General features: G+C 56.3%; 12 protein-coding genes, 2 tRNA genes and 2 rRNA genes. 10 read left to right on the top strand and 6 right to left on the bottom strand.

Annotated elements, in window-relative coordinates; translation table 11 throughout:
* Positions 1 to 12: 12 nt before the first annotated feature.
* The 6 genes from ACNYC6_RS14380 to ACNYC6_RS14355 form a co-directional block, all read right to left on the bottom strand.
* A 23S ribosomal RNA gene (locus ACNYC6_RS14380) occupies positions 13 to 2904 on the bottom strand.
* 246 nt (positions 2905 to 3150) lie between these two features.
* A tRNA-Ala gene (locus tag ACNYC6_RS14375) sits at positions 3151 to 3226 on the bottom strand.
* Between the two features lie 30 nt (positions 3227 to 3256).
* A tRNA-Ile gene (locus tag ACNYC6_RS14370) sits at positions 3257 to 3333 on the bottom strand.
* An 80-nt stretch (positions 3334 to 3413) separates the two neighbouring features.
* Positions 3414 to 4950: ribosomal RNA gene (locus ACNYC6_RS14365) — 16S ribosomal RNA — on the bottom strand.
* Together the 16S and 23S rRNA genes with 2 tRNA genes alongside form the textbook arrangement of a ribosomal RNA operon.
* Positions 4951 to 5525: 575 nt before the next feature.
* On the bottom strand, positions 5526 to 6746 hold the full coding sequence (locus ACNYC6_RS14360; RefSeq protein WP_419712820.1) for a CaiB/BaiF CoA transferase family protein: 1221 nt from the start codon (positions 6744 to 6746) through the stop codon (positions 5526 to 5528).
* Positions 6747 to 6758: 12 nt separating this feature from the next.
* Positions 6759 to 7940: an acyl-CoA dehydrogenase gene (locus ACNYC6_RS14355; RefSeq protein WP_419712819.1), complete on the bottom strand. Its 1182-nt coding sequence runs from the start codon at positions 7938 to 7940 to the stop codon at positions 6759 to 6761.
* A 157-nt stretch (positions 7941 to 8097) separates the two neighbouring features.
* On the opposite strand from ACNYC6_RS14355, the gene ACNYC6_RS14350 reads away from it, so the two are divergent.
* The 10 genes from ACNYC6_RS14350 to ACNYC6_RS14305 all read left to right on the top strand — a co-directional run bounded on the left by ACNYC6_RS14350 (position 8098) and on the right by ACNYC6_RS14305 (position 17955).
* Positions 8098 to 8997, top strand: coding sequence for a LysR family transcriptional regulator (locus tag ACNYC6_RS14350; RefSeq protein ID WP_419712818.1), 900 nt, complete (start codon positions 8098 to 8100; stop codon positions 8995 to 8997).
* A gap of 435 nt (positions 8998 to 9432) precedes the next feature.
* The gene (locus tag ACNYC6_RS14345) at positions 9433 to 10554 is read left to right on the top strand and encodes a Re/Si-specific NAD(P)(+) transhydrogenase subunit alpha (RefSeq protein WP_419712817.1); all 1122 of its coding nucleotides are present in this window, start codon (positions 9433 to 9435) and stop codon (positions 10552 to 10554) included.
* Positions 10555 to 10569: 15 nt separating this feature from the next.
* On the top strand, positions 10570 to 10893 hold the full coding sequence (locus ACNYC6_RS14340; RefSeq protein WP_003187010.1) for an NAD(P) transhydrogenase subunit alpha: 324 nt from the start codon (positions 10570 to 10572) through the stop codon (positions 10891 to 10893).
* On the top strand, positions 10893 to 12329 hold the full coding sequence (locus ACNYC6_RS14335; RefSeq protein WP_419712816.1) for an NAD(P)(+) transhydrogenase (Re/Si-specific) subunit beta: 1437 nt from the start codon (positions 10893 to 10895) through the stop codon (positions 12327 to 12329). Before ACNYC6_RS14340 ends, ACNYC6_RS14335 begins: the two co-directional genes overlap by 1 nt.
* A gap of 214 nt (positions 12330 to 12543) precedes the next feature.
* Positions 12544 to 14037: an acetyl-CoA hydrolase/transferase family protein gene (locus tag ACNYC6_RS14330; protein ID WP_419712815.1), complete on the top strand. Its 1494-nt coding sequence runs from the start codon at positions 12544 to 12546 to the stop codon at positions 14035 to 14037.
* Between the two features lie 383 nt (positions 14038 to 14420).
* Positions 14421 to 14573, top strand: a complete 153-nt coding sequence (locus ACNYC6_RS14325; RefSeq protein WP_370694728.1) for a DUF1127 domain-containing protein — start codon at positions 14421 to 14423, stop codon at positions 14571 to 14573.
* A gap of 333 nt (positions 14574 to 14906) precedes the next feature.
* On the top strand, positions 14907 to 15224 hold the full coding sequence (locus ACNYC6_RS14320; protein ID WP_338584074.1) for a DUF2388 domain-containing protein: 318 nt from the start codon (positions 14907 to 14909) through the stop codon (positions 15222 to 15224).
* Between the two features lie 106 nt (positions 15225 to 15330).
* Positions 15331 to 15648: a DUF2388 domain-containing protein gene (locus ACNYC6_RS14315; protein WP_419712814.1), complete on the top strand. Its 318-nt coding sequence runs from the start codon at positions 15331 to 15333 to the stop codon at positions 15646 to 15648.
* Positions 15649 to 15676: 28 nt separating this feature from the next.
* On the top strand, positions 15677 to 15997 hold the full coding sequence (locus ACNYC6_RS14310) for a DUF2388 domain-containing protein (RefSeq protein WP_419712813.1): 321 nt from the start codon (positions 15677 to 15679) through the stop codon (positions 15995 to 15997).
* A complete protein-coding gene (locus tag ACNYC6_RS14305) occupies positions 15994 to 17955 on the top strand; it encodes a DUF4105 domain-containing protein (protein WP_419712812.1) in 1962 nt (653 codons plus the stop codon). Before ACNYC6_RS14310 ends, ACNYC6_RS14305 begins: the two co-directional genes overlap by 4 nt.
* Positions 17956 to 17995: the final 40 nt, after the last annotated feature.

Here is a 17995-nt window from a genome sequence, read left to right as displayed (position 1 = left end):
CTTGGGTGTTATATGGTCAAGCCTCACGGGCAATTAGTATTGGTTAGCTCAACGCCTCACAGCGCTTACACACCCAACCTATCAACGTCGTAGTCTTCGACGGCCCTTCAGGGAACTCAAGGTTCCAGTGAGATCTCATCTTGAGGCTAGTTTCCCGCTTAGATGCTTTCAGCGGTTATCTATTCCGAACATAGCTACCCGGCAATGCCACTGGCGTGACAACCGGAACACCAGAGGTTCGTCCACTCCGGTCCTCTCGTACTAGGAGCAGCCCCTCTCAAATCTCAAACGTCCACGGCAGATAGGGACCGAACTGTCTCACGACGTTCTAAACCCAGCTCGCGTACCACTTTAAATGGCGAACAGCCATACCCTTGGGACCGGCTTCAGCCCCAGGATGTGATGAGCCGACATCGAGGTGCCAAACACCGCCGTCGATATGAACTCTTGGGCGGTATCAGCCTGTTATCCCCGGAGTACCTTTTATCCGTTGAGCGATGGCCCTTCCATACAGAACCACCGGATCACTAAGACCTACTTTCGTACCTGCTCGACGTGTCTGTCTCGCAGTCAAGCGCGCTTTTGCCTTTATACTCTACGACCGATTTCCGACCGGTCTGAGCGCACCTTCGTACTCCTCCGTTACTCTTTAGGAGGAGACCGCCCCAGTCAAACTACCCACCATACACTGTCCTCGATCCGGATAACGGACCTGAGTTAGAACCTCAAAGTTGCCAGGGTGGTATTTCAAGGATGGCTCCACGCGAACTGGCGTCCACGCTTCAAAGCCTCCCACCTATCCTACACAAGCAAATTCAAAGTCCAGTGCAAAGCTATAGTAAAGGTTCACGGGGTCTTTCCGTCTAGCCGCGGATACACTGCATCTTCACAGCGATTTCAATTTCACTGAGTCTCGGGTGGAGACAGCGCCGCCATCGTTACGCCATTCGTGCAGGTCGGAACTTACCCGACAAGGAATTTCGCTACCTTAGGACCGTTATAGTTACGGCCGCCGTTTACCGGGGCTTCGATCAAGAGCTTCGCGTTAGCTAACCCCATCAATTAACCTTCCGGCACCGGGCAGGCGTCACACCCTATACGTCCACTTTCGTGTTTGCAGAGTGCTGTGTTTTTAATAAACAGTCGCAGCGGCCTGGTATCTTCGACCGGCGTGGGCTTACGGAGCAAGTCCTTCACCCTCACCGGCGCACCTTCTCCCGAAGTTACGGTGCCATTTTGCCTAGTTCCTTCACCCGAGTTCTCTCAAGCGCCTTGGTATTCTCTACCCAACCACCTGTGTCGGTTTGGGGTACGGTTCCTGGTTACCTGAAGCTTAGAAGCTTTTCTTGGAAGCATGGCATCAACCACTTCGTGTTCTAAAAGAACACTCGTCATCAGCTCTCGGCCTTAGAATCCCGGATTTACCTAAGATTCCAGCCTACCACCTTAAACTTGGACAACCAACGCCAAGCTGGCCTAGCCTTCTCCGTCCCTCCATCGCAATAACCAGAAGTACAGGAATATTAACCTGTTTTCCATCGACTACGCTTTTCAGCCTCGCCTTAGGGACCGACTAACCCTGCGTCGATTAACGTTGCGCAGGAAACCTTGGTCTTTCGGCGTGGGTGTTTTTCACACCCATTGTCGTTACTCATGTCAGCATTCGCACTTCTGATACCTCCAGCAAGCTTCTCAACTCACCTTCACAGGCTTACAGAACGCTCCTCTACCGCATCACCTAAGTGATACCCGTAGCTTCGGTGTATGGTTTGAGCCCCGTTACATCTTCCGCGCAGGCCGACTCGACTAGTGAGCTATTACGCTTTCTTTAAAGGGTGGCTGCTTCTAAGCCAACCTCCTAGCTGTCTAAGCCTTCCCACATCGTTTCCCACTTAACCATAACTTTGGGACCTTAGCTGACGGTCTGGGTTGTTTCCCTTTTCACGACGGACGTTAGCACCCGCCGTGTGTCTCCCATGCTCGGCACTTGTAGGTATTCGGAGTTTGCATCGGTTTGGTAAGTCGGGATGACCCCCTAGCCGAAACAGTGCTCTACCCCCTACAGTGATACATGAGGCGCTACCTAAATAGCTTTCGAGGAGAACCAGCTATCTCCGAGCTTGATTAGCCTTTCACTCCGATCCACAGGTCATCCGCTAACTTTTCAACGGTAGTCGGTTCGGTCCTCCAGTCAGTGTTACCTAACCTTCAACCTGCCCATGGATAGATCGCCCGGTTTCGGGTCTATTCCCAGCGACTAGACGCCCTATTAAGACTCGCTTTCGCTACGCCTCCCCTATTCGGTTAAGCTCGCCACTGAAAATAAGTCGCTGACCCATTATACAAAAGGTACGCAGTCACCCAACAAAGTGGGCTCCCACTGCTTGTACGCATACGGTTTCAGGATCTATTTCACTCCCCTCTCCGGGGTTCTTTTCGCCTTTCCCTCACGGTACTAGTTCACTATCGGTCAGTCAGTAGTATTTAGCCTTGGAGGATGGTCCCCCCATATTCAGACAAAGTTTCTCGTGCTCCGTCCTACTCGATTTCATGACCAAGAGATTTTCGCGTACAGGGCTATCACCCACTATGGCCGCACTTTCCAGAGCGTTCCGCTAATCTCAAAGCCACTTAAGGGCTAGTCCCCGTTCGCTCGCCACTACTAAGGGAATCTCGGTTGATTTCTTTTCCTCAGGGTACTTAGATGTTTCAGTTCCCCTGGTTCGCCTCTTGCACCTATGTATTCAGTACAAGATAACCATCTTATGATGGCTGGGTTCCCCCATTCAGACATCTCCGGATCAAAGTCTGTTTGCCGACTCCCCGAAGCTTTTCGCAGGCTACCACGTCTTTCATCGCCTCTGACTGCCAAGGCATCCACCGTATGCGCTTCTTCACTTGACCATATAACCCCAAGCAATCTGGTTATACTGTGAAGACGACATTCGCCGAAAATTCGAATTTCTCAACTAAGAGAACTCACAAATTTTACCTTAGCCTGATCCGTTACCAGTGAAAGTAACGTTCAGTCTATCTTTCTATCACATACCCAAATTTTTAAAGAACGATCTAGTCAAAGACTAGAAATCAACATTCACCATCTTACCGATGGAATGCTCATTTCTAAGCTTTATACAAGAGAAGCAGTAGTGGTGGAGCCAAGCGGGATCGAACCGCTGACCTCCTGCGTGCAAGGCAGGCGCTCTCCCAGCTGAGCTATGGCCCCGTATTTCTACAGGCGTTTCCCACACAAAATTGGTGGGTCTGGGCAGATTCGAACTGCCGACCTCACCCTTATCAGGGGTGCGCTCTAACCAACTGAGCTACAGACCCAATTTCGGGCTGCTTCTTTCGTCTTCTTCAATGAATCAAGCAATTCGTGTGGGAGCTTATGGAGCAGCTGAGTCGTCGATTAAGGAGGTGATCCAGCCGCAGGTTCCCCTACGGCTACCTTGTTACGACTTCACCCCAGTCATGAATCACACCGTGGTAACCGTCCTCCCGAAGGTTAGACTAGCTACTTCTGGTGCAACCCACTCCCATGGTGTGACGGGCGGTGTGTACAAGGCCCGGGAACGTATTCACCGCGACATTCTGATTCGCGATTACTAGCGATTCCGACTTCACGCAGTCGAGTTGCAGACTGCGATCCGGACTACGATCGGTTTTATGGGATTAGCTCCACCTCGCGGCTTGGCAACCCTCTGTACCGACCATTGTAGCACGTGTGTAGCCCAGGCCGTAAGGGCCATGATGACTTGACGTCATCCCCACCTTCCTCCGGTTTGTCACCGGCAGTCTCCTTAGAGTGCCCACCATAACGTGCTGGTAACTAAGGACAAGGGTTGCGCTCGTTACGGGACTTAACCCAACATCTCACGACACGAGCTGACGACAGCCATGCAGCACCTGTCTCAATGTTCCCGAAGGCACCAATCCATCTCTGGAAAGTTCATTGGATGTCAAGGCCTGGTAAGGTTCTTCGCGTTGCTTCGAATTAAACCACATGCTCCACCGCTTGTGCGGGCCCCCGTCAATTCATTTGAGTTTTAACCTTGCGGCCGTACTCCCCAGGCGGTCAACTTAATGCGTTAGCTGCGCCACTAAGAGCTCAAGGCTCCCAACGGCTAGTTGACATCGTTTACGGCGTGGACTACCAGGGTATCTAATCCTGTTTGCTCCCCACGCTTTCGCACCTCAGTGTCAGTATCAGTCCAGGTGGTCGCCTTCGCCACTGGTGTTCCTTCCTATATCTACGCATTTCACCGCTACACAGGAAATTCCACCACCCTCTACCATACTCTAGCTCGTCAGTTTTGAATGCAGTTCCCAGGTTGAGCCCGGGGCTTTCACATCCAACTTAACGAACCACCTACGCGCGCTTTACGCCCAGTAATTCCGATTAACGCTTGCACCCTCTGTATTACCGCGGCTGCTGGCACAGAGTTAGCCGGTGCTTATTCTGTCGGTAACGTCAAAATTGCAGAGTATTAATCTACAACCCTTCCTCCCAACTTAAAGTGCTTTACAATCCGAAGACCTTCTTCACACACGCGGCATGGCTGGATCAGGCTTTCGCCCATTGTCCAATATTCCCCACTGCTGCCTCCCGTAGGAGTCTGGACCGTGTCTCAGTTCCAGTGTGACTGATCATCCTCTCAGACCAGTTACGGATCGTCGCCTTGGTGAGCCATTACCTCACCAACTAGCTAATCCGACCTAGGCTCATCTGATAGCGCAAGGCCCGAAGGTCCCCTGCTTTCTCCCGTAGGACGTATGCGGTATTAGCGTTCCTTTCGAAACGTTGTCCCCCACTACCAGGCAGATTCCTAGGCATTACTCACCCGTCCGCCGCTGAATCAGAGAGCAAGCTCTCTTCATCCGCTCGACTTGCATGTGTTAGGCCTGCCGCCAGCGTTCAATCTGAGCCATGATCAAACTCTTCAGTTCAAACATCTTTGGGTTTTGAGAAAACCCTAAACTTGGCTCAGCAATCGTTGGTTACATCTTTGATTTCTCGCGGAGTAACTTGTGATGCTGATAATCTGTTGACTAGCAGTCTGACTCCACAAGCACCCACACGAATTGCTTGATTCAGTTGTTAAAGAGCGGTTGGTTAAGATCTTTCGTCTCAACCGAGGCGCGCATTCTACAGCAGCCTCATTTGCTGTCAAGTGATTATTTTCAGAAGCTTTCGAGGAATTCCTCAACAACTTCAACCACTTGCGCCTCAGATCTCTCATCAGCGGGAGGCGAATTCTACAGCGTTACACGCTGCTGTCAACACCTCTTTTTCAACTTCCTTTTGGCTTCGATGAACTGAAGCAACTTGCTGCCGAAAACTTCGTAACTCGTTGTTTACCAAGGAGTTTTCCGTTTCGACTGCGCCGGAAGTGGGGCGAATTATAGACACCTGAGATCTGCCGTCAAGCACTGATTTTGGTTTTCTATCAATAACTTACAGAAGGCAAGAAAACAGCCGGCCCACAGGCAGCATAACCACTCCTTCTATATAGAAGGAGCCATCAGAGGACGCCCGCCTCTTTGAATGCCGCCACTGCATCGGCATCCAGCCCCAACACCCGCTGCAAAATCTCCAGCGTATGCTCGCCCAACAAAGGAGGAGCATGACGATACTCCACCGGCGTCTGCGACAAGCGAATAGGACTCGCCACCTGAGGCACCATCCCGGCCAGTGCATGGGGCAACTCGATCGCCAACCCACGCGCCTTGACCTGAGGATCGGCAAACATCTGTGCCAGATCATTGATAGGCCCGCACGGCACACCAGCCAGCTCCAATTGCGCCACCCATTCAGCCGTGGTCTTGAACACCGTCGCCTGACGGATCAGCGGAATCAGCACAGCCCGATTGGCCACCCGCAACTTGTTGGTCGCAAAGCGCGGATCATCTGCCCACTGAGGCTGCCCTGCCACTTCCGCAAACTTGCGGAACTGCCCGTCATTACCCACGGTAAGGATGAAGTCGCCATCCGCCGTAGGAAAATCCTGATAAGGCACGATGTTTGGATGAGCATTGCCCAAGCGTTTCGGAGCATTGCCCGTCGTCAGGTAGTTCATGGCCTGGTTAGCCAGGCACGCCACCTGGACATCCAGCAAAGCCATATCGATATGCTGCCCACCACCGTCATGATCCCGATGCGCAAGCGCGGCAAGGATCGCCACGGTCGAGTAGAGCCCGGTCAAAATGTCGGTCAGCGCAACACCGACCTTCACCGGCCCCGCGCCCTCATCCCCGTCAGGCCGCCCCGTCAGACTCATGAGACCACCCAACCCCTGGATCATGAAGTCATAACCGGCACGCTTGGCATATGGACCGGTCTGGCCAAATCCGGTGATCGAGCAATAGATCAGATCCGGGTTGATCGCCTTCAGCGTTTCATAATCCAGACCGTACGCTGCCAGACCACCGACCTTGAAGTTCTCGATCAGGATGTCCGACCTGGCCGCTAAATCACGCACCAGCTTCTGCCCCTCCGGGCGCGTGAAGTCGATGGTGACCGATTGCTTGTTGCGATTGGCCGACAAGTAATAGGCGGCCTCGCTGGTGTTCTCGCCATAGGCGTTCTTAAGGAAGGGCGGCCCCCAGGCGCGCGTGTCATCGCCATTGCCCGGACGCTCGACCTTGATCACCTCAGCGCCAAGGTCCGCAAGAATCTGCCCAGCCCACGGCCCGGCCAATACTCGCGACAAATCCAGTACCCGCAAATGCGAAAGCGCGCCCATGGCATTCTCCTATTAATAGAACGCCTGGATGCCGGTCTGCGCGCGACCGAGGATCAGCGCGTGGACGTCATGCGTACCTTCATAGGTATTCACCACTTCCAGGTTGACCAGGTGACGGGCAACGCCGAATTCATCCGAGATACCGTTGCCACCCAGCATGTCGCGAGCCATGCGCGCGATGTCCAGGGACTTGCCGCAAGAGTTGCGCTTCATCATTGAAGTGATTTCGACCGCCGCAGTGCCTTCATCCTTCATCCGACCCAAACGCAGACAGCCTTGCAGCGCCATGGTGATTTCGGTCTGCATGTCGGCCAGCTTCTTCTGGATCAGTTGAGTGGCTGCCAATGGACGACCGAATTGCTGACGATCCAAAGTGTATTGGCGAGCGGTGTGCCAGCAGAACTCAGCGGCACCCAGCGCCCCCCAGGAAATGCCATAACGCGCCGAGTTGAGGCAGGTGAAAGGACCTTTCAAGCCACGGACATCCGGGAAGATGTTCTCTTCCGGCACGAACACGTTGTCCATGACGATTTCGCCGGTGATCGACGCACGCAGGCCGACCTTGCCGTGAATCGCCGGAGCGCTCAGGCCTTTCCAGCCCTTCTCGAGAACGAAACCACGGATGTCACCTGCGTCGTCCTTGCCCCATACCACAAACACGTCGGCGATCGGACTGTTGGTGATCCACATCTTGCTGCCAGTGAGGCTGTAGCCGCCTTCGACTTTGCGTGCACGAGTAATCATCGCACCCGGGTCGGAACCGTGGTTAGGCTCGGTCAGACCGAAGCAGCCGATCCATTCACCCGAGGCCAGTTTCGGCAGGTATTTCTGTTTCTGCGCTTCGCTACCAAATTCATTGATCGGCACCATGACCAACGAAGACTGCACGCTCATCATCGAGCGATAGCCAGAGTCGACACGTTCGACTTCACGCGCAATAAGACCGTAGCTGACGTAGTTAAGACCGCTGCCGCCGTATTGCTCGGGAATGGTGGCGCCCAACAGGCCCACCTCACCCATCTCGCGGAAGATCGCCGGATCGGTCTTCTCATGACGGAACGCTTCGAGCACACGCGGAGCCAGACTTTGCTGAGCGAACTGCGCAGCTGTGTCGCGAATCATGCGCTCTTCTTCGGTGAGCTGTTGATCCAGCAGCAAAGGATCGATCCAGTTGAAGCTAGCTTTACCGGCCATGAGTGTGTCCTCTCGAAACGAGTCAAATAACGTGGACTGATCCTAGGCCGGGTTCGGCGTCTCGGCAAACGAGGATTTCGCATACTGTTGTGCTAATTTCTCACTCCGAAACGTCGTAAAACGCATTTATTTCGATGCATTAGTGAGGTAGACGTACATGCGCAGAAAAATACCCAGCACAACCGCACTGATCAGCTTCGAAGCGGCTGCTCGCCATGAGAGCTTTACCAAGGCAGCGCAGGAGCTTTCACTGACCCAAGGGGCGATTTGCCGACAGATCGCCAGTCTTGAGGAGTTCCTCAGCGTGGAATTGTTCCGACGCTCGCGGCGCGGAGTGAAGCTGACGGAAGCCGGCCTTTCCTACAGCCGCCGAGTCGCCACGCAACTTGATGCGGTCGAGCGGGACACCCTATCGGTGATGGGTCAGCAAGGCGCCAATGTGATCGAACTGGCGGTGGTTCCGACGTTTGGCACCCAATGGCTGCTCCCACGACTCAAGGATTTCCAACAAAAGCACCCGGAGGTGACGGTCAACCTGACGAACCGGACGCGTCCGTTCCTGTTTGCCGACACGGACTTTGACGCCGCGATTTACTTCGGTGACGCGGACTGGTCAGGTACAGAATCCCACCGCTTGATGGGTGAACATCCGCTGCCCGTGTGCAGCCCCGGCCTACTCGGAAAAAAAAACCTTCTTACCGCCAGTGAGATCGCCGAGTTGCCCCTCCTTCAACAAACCACTCGCCCCTACGCCTGGCGGCAATGGTTCGATTCCCAGCACCTGAATGTTCCTCGCGACATGACAGGCCCACGCTACGAGCTATTCTCCATGCTGGCCCAGGCAGCCATGCACGATATGGGCATCGCCTTGATCCCACCGTTTCTGATTCAGCGCGAACTGGCCGAGAAACGCTTGGTGATTGCTAACCCCCAGGCACTCTCCAGCATCAAGGCGTATTACCTGATGATTCCTGAGCGAAAGGTCGAATCTGCATCTTTAAGGGCTTTTCGAGATTGGTTGGTAAACCAGGCACACAGCTACAACACAGAAGAATAAAGGCCTTCAGAGCTTAGCTGACCCCGTAGTCAGCAAAAACAAAACCCTACAGATATAAGTATTTGTCGCAAAACAACAAACTGTAATTGAAAGTCGTACAGACGTCCCACAAGCGCCTGAAATCGTGGCTTTGAGCCTCTATTTAGGAGCAATGGCGCATCATTCATATGGCCGATGTGTAAATTCTTGAATTTCGGCCAGAATCCTTCCAAGGCACAGCCTGCAAGGGATTGAGCGGGGTAGTTGCGACATTCGGTCACGGGGTGACTTGTAGTTAATTTTCCGTCACCCATCATAATCCCTTGAAGGGCACAAAGTTCGCCTGCAAAATGCCGCGCCCCGCCCTGATTTAGCGGGATCGTGCTGATCGGCCGCCCCAGCCGCACCATCCGTAGTGCATGGGTTTACTCAATAAGATCACGCAGGAGATTTGACGTGCACATTGGTGTTCCTCTCGAAACCCAGACCGGTGAAACACGGGTTGCTGCAACCCCGGAAACCATTAAGAAGCTGATCGGCCAGGGTCATAAGGTCACTGTTCAGAGCGGTGCCGGCATTAATGCCAGTGTTGTCGACAGTGCTTATGAAGCGGCAGGTGCAAGCATTGGCAGCGCCAGCGAAGCCTTTGGTGCCGAGCTGATTCTGAAAGTGGTCGCTCCCAGCGACAGCGAGCTGACTCTGATCAAGAGCGGCACCGTTGTGGTGGGCATGCTCAACCCGTTCAGCAATGAGACCATCGCCAAACTGGCCGAGTGCGGCATTACCGCGTTTGCGCTGGAAGCTGCGCCACGTACCTCCCGCGCCCAGAGCCTGGATGTGCTGTCCTCGCAAGCCAACATCGCCGGCTATAAAGCCGTGTTGCTGGCCGCTCACTACTATCCGCGCTTCATGCCAATGCTGATGACGGCTGCGGGCACCGTGAAAGCGGCGCGCGTGCTGATTCTCGGCGCCGGCGTTGCCGGGTTGCAGGCGATTGCCACGGCGAAACGCCTGGGAGCAGTGATCGAAGCGTCTGACGTGCGTCCTGCAGTTAAAGAGCAGATCGAATCCCTCGGCGCCAAGTTCGTCGACGTGCCGTACGAGACCGATGAAGAGCGTGAATGCGCCGTCGGAGTCGGTGGTTACGCGCGACCAATGCCGGCCAGCTGGATGCAGCGCCAGGCCCTGGCCGTACACGAACGCGCCAAACAGGCTGACATCGTCATTACCACCGCGCTGATTCCGGGCCGCAAGGCACCGACGCTGTTGAGCGCGGAAACCGTGGCGCAGATGAAGCCAGGCTCGGTGGTCATCGACCTCGCAGCCGCTCAGGGCGGCAACTGCCCGTTGACCGTAGCGGACCAAGTGGTCGTCGAAAATGGCGTGACCATTGTCGGCCCGACCAACCTGGCCGGCGCAGTGGCCGCTGACGCTTCGGCGCTGTACGCCCGCAACCTGCTGGACTTCCTGAAACTGGTCTTCACCAAGGAAGGCCAGTTCGAGATCAACCTCGAAGACGACATCGTCGCCGCGTGCCTGATGTGCCGCGACGGCCAAGTCATCCGCAAAAACGCCTAAGCAGGGATTCAGACGATGGAAGAGCTTATCTCCCCCGGTATCTACAACCTGATCATCTTCGTGCTGGCGATTTATGTCGGTTATCACGTGGTCTGGAACGTTACACCTGCGCTGCACACCCCTCTGATGGCGGTGACCAACGCAATCTCGGCGATCGTGATCGTCGGCGCCATGCTCGCTGCAGCCCTGACCGTTACGCCACTGGGCAAAACCATGGGCACCCTGGCGGTGGCACTGGCGGCGGTCAACGTGTTCGGTGGTTTCCTGGTCACCCGCCGCATGCTTGAGATGTTCAAGAAAAAAGCCCCGAAAGCCGTAAAAGAAGAGGCGCCGAAGTAATGAGCATGAATCTTGTCACGACGCTCTACCTGATCGCGTCGATCTGCTTTATCCAGGCCCTCAAAGGCCTGTCGCACCCCACTACTTCGCGCCGCGGCAACCTGTTCGGCATGCTCGGCATGGCGCTGGCGATCATCACCACGATCGGCCTCATCTATAAGCTGGGTGCTGAACTGGCCACCGCCGGTATCGGCTACGTGATTGTCGGCCTGTTGGTCGGCGGCACCGCCGGCTCGATCATGGCCAAGCGCGTTGAAATGACCAAGATGCCGGAACTGGTCGCCTTCATGCACAGCATGATCGGTATGGCCGCGGTGTTCATTGCCATCGCCGCTGTCGTTGAGCCGCAATCGCTGGGTATCGTCAAGCAACTGGGCGACTCGATTCCGGCGGGTAACCGTCTGGAGCTGTTCCTCGGTGCGGCCATCGGTGCGATCACCTTCTCCGGCTCCGTAATCGCCTTCGGCAAGCTGTCGGGCAAGTACAAGTTCCGTCTATTCCAGGGCGCACCAGTACAGTTCGGCGGCCAACACAAGCTCAACCTGCTGCTGGGCCTGGCGACGCTGGCCCTGGGTGTGACCTTCATGGTGACCGGCAGCCTCACGGCGTTCGCGCTGATGCTGGTCCTGGCTTTCATCATGGGCGTGCTGATCATCATCCCGATTGGCGGTGCCGACATGCCGGTCGTGGTGTCGATGCTCAACAGCTACTCGGGCTGGGCTGCGGCGGGTATCGGCTTCTCGCTGAACAACTCGATGCTGATCATTGCCGGTTCCCTGGTGGGCTCGTCCGGTGCGATCCTGTCGTACATCATGTGCAAGGCGATGAACCGTTCGTTCTTCAACGTGATCCTCGGTGGTTTCGGCGGCGCAGCGGATGACGCAGGCCCGGCTGGCGCCAAGGAAGCCCGCCCGGTGAAGTCCGGTTCGTCCGACGACGCCGCGTTCCTGCTGACCAACGCCGACACCGTGATCATCGTGCCGGGCTATGGCCTGGCTGTGGCCCGTGCCCAGCACTCACTGATGGAACTGGCAGAGAAGCTGACCCATCGTGGTGTCACCGTGAAGTTTGCGATCCACCCGGTGGCCGGGCGGATGCCGGGGCACATGAACGTGCTGCTGGCCGAGGCCGAAGTGCCTTACGAGCAAGTGTTCGAGATGGAAGACATCAACTCCGAATTCGGTCAGACCGACGTGGTACTGGTGCTCGGCGCCAACGACGTGGTCAACCCGGCGGCGAAGAACGATCCGAAATCGCCGATTGCTGGCATGCCAATTCTCGAGGCCTATAAAGCCAAGACAGTCATCGTCAACAAGCGCTCAATGGCCAGCGGCTATGCCGGTCTGGACAACGAGCTGTTCTACCTGGACAAAACCATGATGGTGTTCGGTGACGCCAAGAAGGTCATCGAAGACATGGTTAAAGCCGTCGAGTAAAGCGCTTCGCAACACTGAAGCGCCCCGACTCGTCGGGGCGTTTTTGTTTGCGCAAAACGTCAAACAATCAGCGCCTTTATTACCGATACGGTAATGGTGTTTTGCTTGAAATACCCGGAATAGACGCCTCGTTTGCGACCTTGGTAGCGGGACACAGGCTAGTGAAATTCACTAGACTGCGCATCCTGCTACCCGTTGCCCGAGATAACAATCCATGTACCGTGACCGTATTCGCCTGCCTTCGTTGTTGGATAAAGTGATGAGCGCCACCGAGGCTGCCGCTCTGATTGAAGACGGCATGACCGTCGGCATGAGCGGCTTCACCCGCGCCGGCGAAGCCAAGGCCGTACCCCACGCACTGGCCGAACGGGCCAAGGTCACACCGCTGAAGATCAGCCTGATGACCGGCGCCAGCCTTGGCAACGACCTCGACAAGCAGCTCACCGAAGCGGGTGCTCTGTCACGACGCATGCCCTTCCAGGTGGATAGCACCCTGCGCAAGGCGATCAACGCCGGCGAAGTGATGTTCATCGATCAGCACCTCTCGGAAACCGTCGAGCAACTGCGCAACCAGCAATTGAAGCTGCCGGACATCGCGGTGATCGAAGCGGTCGCCATCACCGAGCAAGGCCATATCGTGCCGACCACTTCCGTGGGCAACTCGGCCAGCTTTGCGATTTTTGCCAAACAGGTGATCGTCGAGATCAACCTTGCGCACAACCCGAATCTCGAAGGGCTGCACGACATCTATATTCCGACCTATCGCCCGACCCGCACGCCGATTCCCCTGGTCAAGGTCGACGATCGCATTGGCAGCACGGCCATCCCGATTCCACCGGAAAAAATCGTCGCGATCGTGATCACCAATCAATCCGACTCGCCGTCCACCGTGCTGCCGCCGGACGTGGAGACCCAAGCCATTGCCGACCACCTGATCAGCTTCTTCAAGCAGGAAGTGGATGCCGGGCGCATGACCAACAAGCTCGGTCCGCTGCAGGCCGGGATCGGTACGATCGCCAACTCGGTGATGTGCGGTCTGATCGATTCGCCATTCGAAGACCTGACGATGTACTCCGAAGTCCTTCAAGACTCGACCTTCGATCTGATCGACGCCGGCAAACTGAGCTTTGCCTCGGGCAGCTCGATCACGCTCTCGAGCCGCCGTAACGCCGACGTGTTCGGCAACCTGGAACGCTACAAGGACAAGCTGGTTCTGCGCCCGCAGGAGATTTCCAACCACCCTGAAGTGGTACGTCGCCTCGGTATCATCGGGATCAACACGGCGCTCGAGTTCGACATTTATGGCAACGTCAACTCCACCCACGTGTGCGGCACGCGGATGATGAATGGCATTGGTGGTTCGGGAGATTTCGCACGCAATGCGCACTTGGCGATCTTCGTGACCAAGTCGATCGCCAAGGGCGGCGCGATTTCCAGCGTAGTGCCGATGGTCAGCCATGTTGACCACACCGAGCATGACGTCGACATCCTCGTCACCGAAGTCGGTCTGGCCGACTTGCGCGGTCTGGCGCCTCGCGAACGCGCGCGCGTCATCATCGATAACTGTGTGCACCCGGATTATCGCCAAGCCCTTAACGACTACTTCACAGCCGCGTGCGCACTCGGCGGACACACGCCCCACATCCTGCGCGATGCCCTGAGTTGGCACATGAACCTGGAAGAAACCGGGCAAATGCTCGCCGTGTGATGGGTACAGATAGCAGCTGACGCAACCCCGGTTTCGTCAGCTTGCTGTTGCCAAGTCATTTTCCTTAAAAAACTGTACTGCTGTACTGGTCATTTCCTACGGACTTTTCCTACGCTCATCCTTCAAATCAGCAAAAACGCACCATAAGCGAGCAGACAGATACAGTTGCCTCATTTTCGACCAGTACACCACCTATAAACAGTTAACTGAGCTCTCACAATACAGATGAACTGTATCTACAGAGACTAGGCAAACAAGAGGATCATGGGCACCAGTTAAACCACTACCTAATCCCGCCACAAGCGGAAGGATGACCCACCATGGAACGTACAATCAGTTCCGATCTGTTCTTTCAAGACACTGCTGCAAAAACCCAGGCTTCCATGCCTCTGCGCGTTATCGCCAACCTGATGCTGTGGCAGCGCCGCATCTCCAGCCGCCACCAACTGGCTCGCCTGGATTCGCGTCTGCTGGCTGACGCCGGGATTAGCGAAGCACAACGCTACGAAGAGCTGAGCAAGCCGTTCTGGCGCTAAGTTAGCGTCGCTGGTTCTGACCTTAAGGGTCCATCGCCAGCAACCCGAATTGAACAAACAAAACCCGTCGTGGGAAACCACGACGGGTTTTGTCGTTTTAGCGTTTGAAAAGCCGGAGGCAGTACAGTTTCAAAAATACTTAATTACACCTGTACAGTTAAACCGCTAGACTTGGTCTGACCTGGACGATGCGCCAGATCAGCACGATCAGATTGTCGCGGCGCCATGCAGAGGCCTACTATCAATCCAGAACGTGGCGAACAAACACCCCTGACGTCTGACACATCAGATACTGCGCCACTTCTCAATCGGCTTACCCAAAGGAGTTACACCATGTCCCGACTTCGCCTGCTCAGCGCTGCAGCCCTGCTTGCCGTGGCTGCCAATGCCCACGCCACCAGCTTCATCGTGACCACCGATGCCGTCGTCGGTGCACTCAAAGCCACCTCCGATGCGACCTCCGACGTCACGTCTTCGTTTAAAGATGACAAGATCGTGCTCGCCGCCCGTGACGACGCCGCCAGCTTCGTCGCCAGTGAAGGCGCCATTCGTGGCGTAAAACTGGAAAGCGCGCTCGATCACATTCGCCATCAGTCACCACAGTTGAACGCAACCGATGCACAACTGGCTCAAGCGATCCTGACGATCTAAGCAACGTACTGACGTGGGACACGCCCAGCGTGTCCCAATGTTTCAGCGCTGGCTCTAGACCGGGCGTTGCGCTAGCCTTGGGACTCACCTTCGACTGTCGAGTCTCATGCGTTTTCTTTCAAATCTGTTCGCCACTTCAATCTTTCTTGCTGTCAGCTATTCGGGTTCGGCCTGCGCTTTCGACGCGTTCAACCTGTCGACCCAAGGCACCGTGGCCAGCGGTTATGCCACAAGCCTGGTGACCTCCGCGCCCTTCGACCATAAACTGCTGCTCGCCGCCCGGGATGATGCCGCGGCATTCATTGCCACTGACGGCCAACTGAGAGGCGCACAACTGGAGTCGGCCCTGCGTTACCTGCACCAGACCCAGCCAAAACTTCACGTCAGCGACCTTGAACTGGCGCAGGCAATTCTCGTCCAATAGTTATTCCCTGTTTCCCCGGAGCCGTTCCATGCGTAACCCGCTGATTGTCGCCACCCTTGGCCTGCTGCTGTTGGCTGACGTGGCCCAGGCCCATACCCTGGTTGCCACCAGCAACATGCTCATTCGTGCCACCCAGCGCACACTCGATTTCACGTCTGATACCACCACGTCGATTCGCGACTCGAAAATCGTCCGCGAAGCCCAGGACGATGCCGCCAGTTTCGTCGCCAGCAATGGCGATATTCGTGGCGCACACCTGGAGTCCGCGTTCGACTTGTTGCGCACCCGAGTGCCGGAAGCTCGCGATGCCAGTGACCAGGATCTAGCTGAAGCCATCCTCGCACTGTGAGGCGGCCAACAGCCTGGCTGTTGGCCGGGGCGCTGTTGCTGTTCGGCACCAGCGCCAACGCCGGCCTTGAGTTACACCTCAAGACTGACGGCCTGAGTCCTGAGCAGCAGCAAGCCAGTCAGGCCTTGCTCGATGAAGCCATGCAGGCGCTGCCACCACGTTTCGTCGAGCAACTGGACCGGCGCATCGATGTCGGCTGGACCGACGACATGCCCGCTAACGCCTACGGCCAGGCGTCGCTGGTGTCTGAGCTCGATTTGAATCGCAAGCTGCTGGCCAGCCTCACCGACGGTAGCGCCGCAACCAAGAAAACCTACCGCCCCCATGGCACCGTGCGCCGGGAAATGCTCGCAACGGTGTTGCACGAACTGACCCACATCTACGACCGCTCGCGCCTGTGGACGCAGGCGGAGCGCACTTTGATCCAACGTTGCGGCCGTCAGGACAGCAGCTCGGGGCTGGTTGGCATACCCGATCAGTGTCGTGGCCAATCCGGCCGTCGCTTCACCCTCAGCGATGACCCGCGCCTGCTCGACCTCGCCGGTTGGCAGCAATACGTTGGCCGTCGCGGCGAACGCGAACAGCACAACCGTCAGATTGCGCGCAGCCCGGACATCTACGAAACCAGCAGCCCGAAGGAGTTTGTCGCGGTCAACATGGAGTATTTCCTCCTCGACCCGAGTTACGCCTGCCGTCGCCCTGCCCTGTACCGCTACTACAAAGAACACTTCGGCTGGGCACCCGCCGCCAAAGACGCCTGCGGCAAAACCTTCGCCTTCCTCAATGCCGGCAACGACTTCGCCAAGACACCCTTGGGTCAGGTCGATCCAGAGCGGGTATATGCCGTCGACTACCTGCTGGCCGAGGCCAACCAGAACTGGGTCAGCCGTTGGGGCCACAGCATGTTGCGGCTGGTGATCTGCAAGCCGGGCCGACCACGCGGTCCGGACTGTCGCCTGGACCTGGATCAGCACTTGGTGCTGTCCTACCGCGCCTTCGTCGGCGATGTGCAGCTGTCGAGCTGGGATGGATTGGTGGGTAAGTATCCGTCGCGCCTGTTTGTGTTGCCGTTGGCCCAAGTGATCGACGAATACACCAAGACTGAATTGCGCAGCCTCGCTTCCGTGCCACTTAAACTGTCGCGCAGCGAGATTGAAGGCGTGGTCGAGCGTGCCGCCGAGATGCACTGGAGCTACGACGGTAACTACTTCTTCCTGTCCAACAACTGCGCGGTGGAGGAACTGAAGTTGCTGCGCAGCGGCACCAACAATTCAAAACTGGTTGCCCTGGACAACATCATGCCCAACGGTTTGCTGGAGGTGCTGAAAGGGCGCGAGCTGGCAGATACCAGTGTGCTGGACGATCCTCGGGAAGCACTGCGCCTGGGCTATCGGTTCGACTCCTTCCGCGATCGCTATCAAGCAATGTTCGAAGTGCTGAAAAAACACTTGCCGGTCAAACAGGAAACCGTCGAAGACTGGCTGGATTTGAAGGCCGAAGACCGCCGTAAATGGTTCGAACAGGCTGACTTGCGCACCAGCGCAGCACTGCTGTTGCTGGAACAGGCGAGTTTCAGGCGCCAGTTGTTGCTGGCGCAGGACGAAGTCAAACAGCGTTATCTGGGCGCTCGTGAACTGAAAAACGGCGGAATGGACAAGGCTAACGCGACACTCAGGCAAATTCTCGATAACAGCGGTTTCCTCAGCCGTCCGGCGGAGCTCCTCGGCAGCGGTGGCTATGGCTTGCCGCAACCGAATGAATGGCAACGCCTGGAATCGGAAAGCAGCCTGCGCCAGAAACAGCTTCAGGCACTGACCGGGGATCTGGACAAGGAAGTTCGAGCACTGCTTGAGCCCGAGCGCGCGGCCGAGATGGCGGCCAACGAAGCCAACGTGAAACAGATTGGTGAACATCTGCGCAAGCTGCACAAAGCAGCGGGTGGCCTGGAGCTGCCGTAAAAAAGGGCCTCGTGGCGAAACCGCCGCGAGACCCCTTTTT

The sequence above is a fragment of the Pseudomonas sp. NFX224 genome, assembly GCF_048565165.1.
Classification (GTDB): domain Bacteria; phylum Pseudomonadota; class Gammaproteobacteria; order Pseudomonadales; family Pseudomonadaceae; genus Aquipseudomonas.
This window is presented reverse-complemented; position numbering and strand designations above follow the sequence as displayed.

Bases quoted from the DNA above. Each gene is read 5' to 3' on its own strand.
- ACNYC6_RS14360 (WP_419712820.1), bottom strand. From the start codon at position 6,746: ATGGGCGCGCTTTCGCATTTGCGGGTACTGGATTTGTCGCGAGTATTG.
- ACNYC6_RS14355 (WP_419712819.1), bottom strand. From the start codon at position 7,940: ATGGCCGGTAAAGCTAGCTTCAACTGGATCGATCCTTTGCTGCTGGAT.
- ACNYC6_RS14350 (WP_419712818.1), top strand. From the start codon at position 8,098: ATGCGCAGAAAAATACCCAGCACAACCGCACTGATCAGCTTCGAAGCG.
- ACNYC6_RS14340 (WP_003187010.1), top strand. From the start codon at position 10,570: ATGGAAGAGCTTATCTCCCCCGGTATCTACAACCTGATCATCTTCGTG.
- ACNYC6_RS14335 (WP_419712816.1), top strand. From the start codon at position 10,893: ATGAGCATGAATCTTGTCACGACGCTCTACCTGATCGCGTCGATCTGC.
- ACNYC6_RS14330 (WP_419712815.1), top strand. From the start codon at position 12,544: ATGTACCGTGACCGTATTCGCCTGCCTTCGTTGTTGGATAAAGTGATG.
- ACNYC6_RS14325 (WP_370694728.1), top strand. From the start codon at position 14,421: ATGCCTCTGCGCGTTATCGCCAACCTGATGCTGTGGCAGCGCCGCATC.
- ACNYC6_RS14320 (WP_338584074.1), top strand. From the start codon at position 14,907: ATGTCCCGACTTCGCCTGCTCAGCGCTGCAGCCCTGCTTGCCGTGGCT.
- ACNYC6_RS14315 (WP_419712814.1), top strand. From the start codon at position 15,331: ATGCGTTTTCTTTCAAATCTGTTCGCCACTTCAATCTTTCTTGCTGTC.
- ACNYC6_RS14310 (WP_419712813.1), top strand. From the start codon at position 15,677: ATGCGTAACCCGCTGATTGTCGCCACCCTTGGCCTGCTGCTGTTGGCT.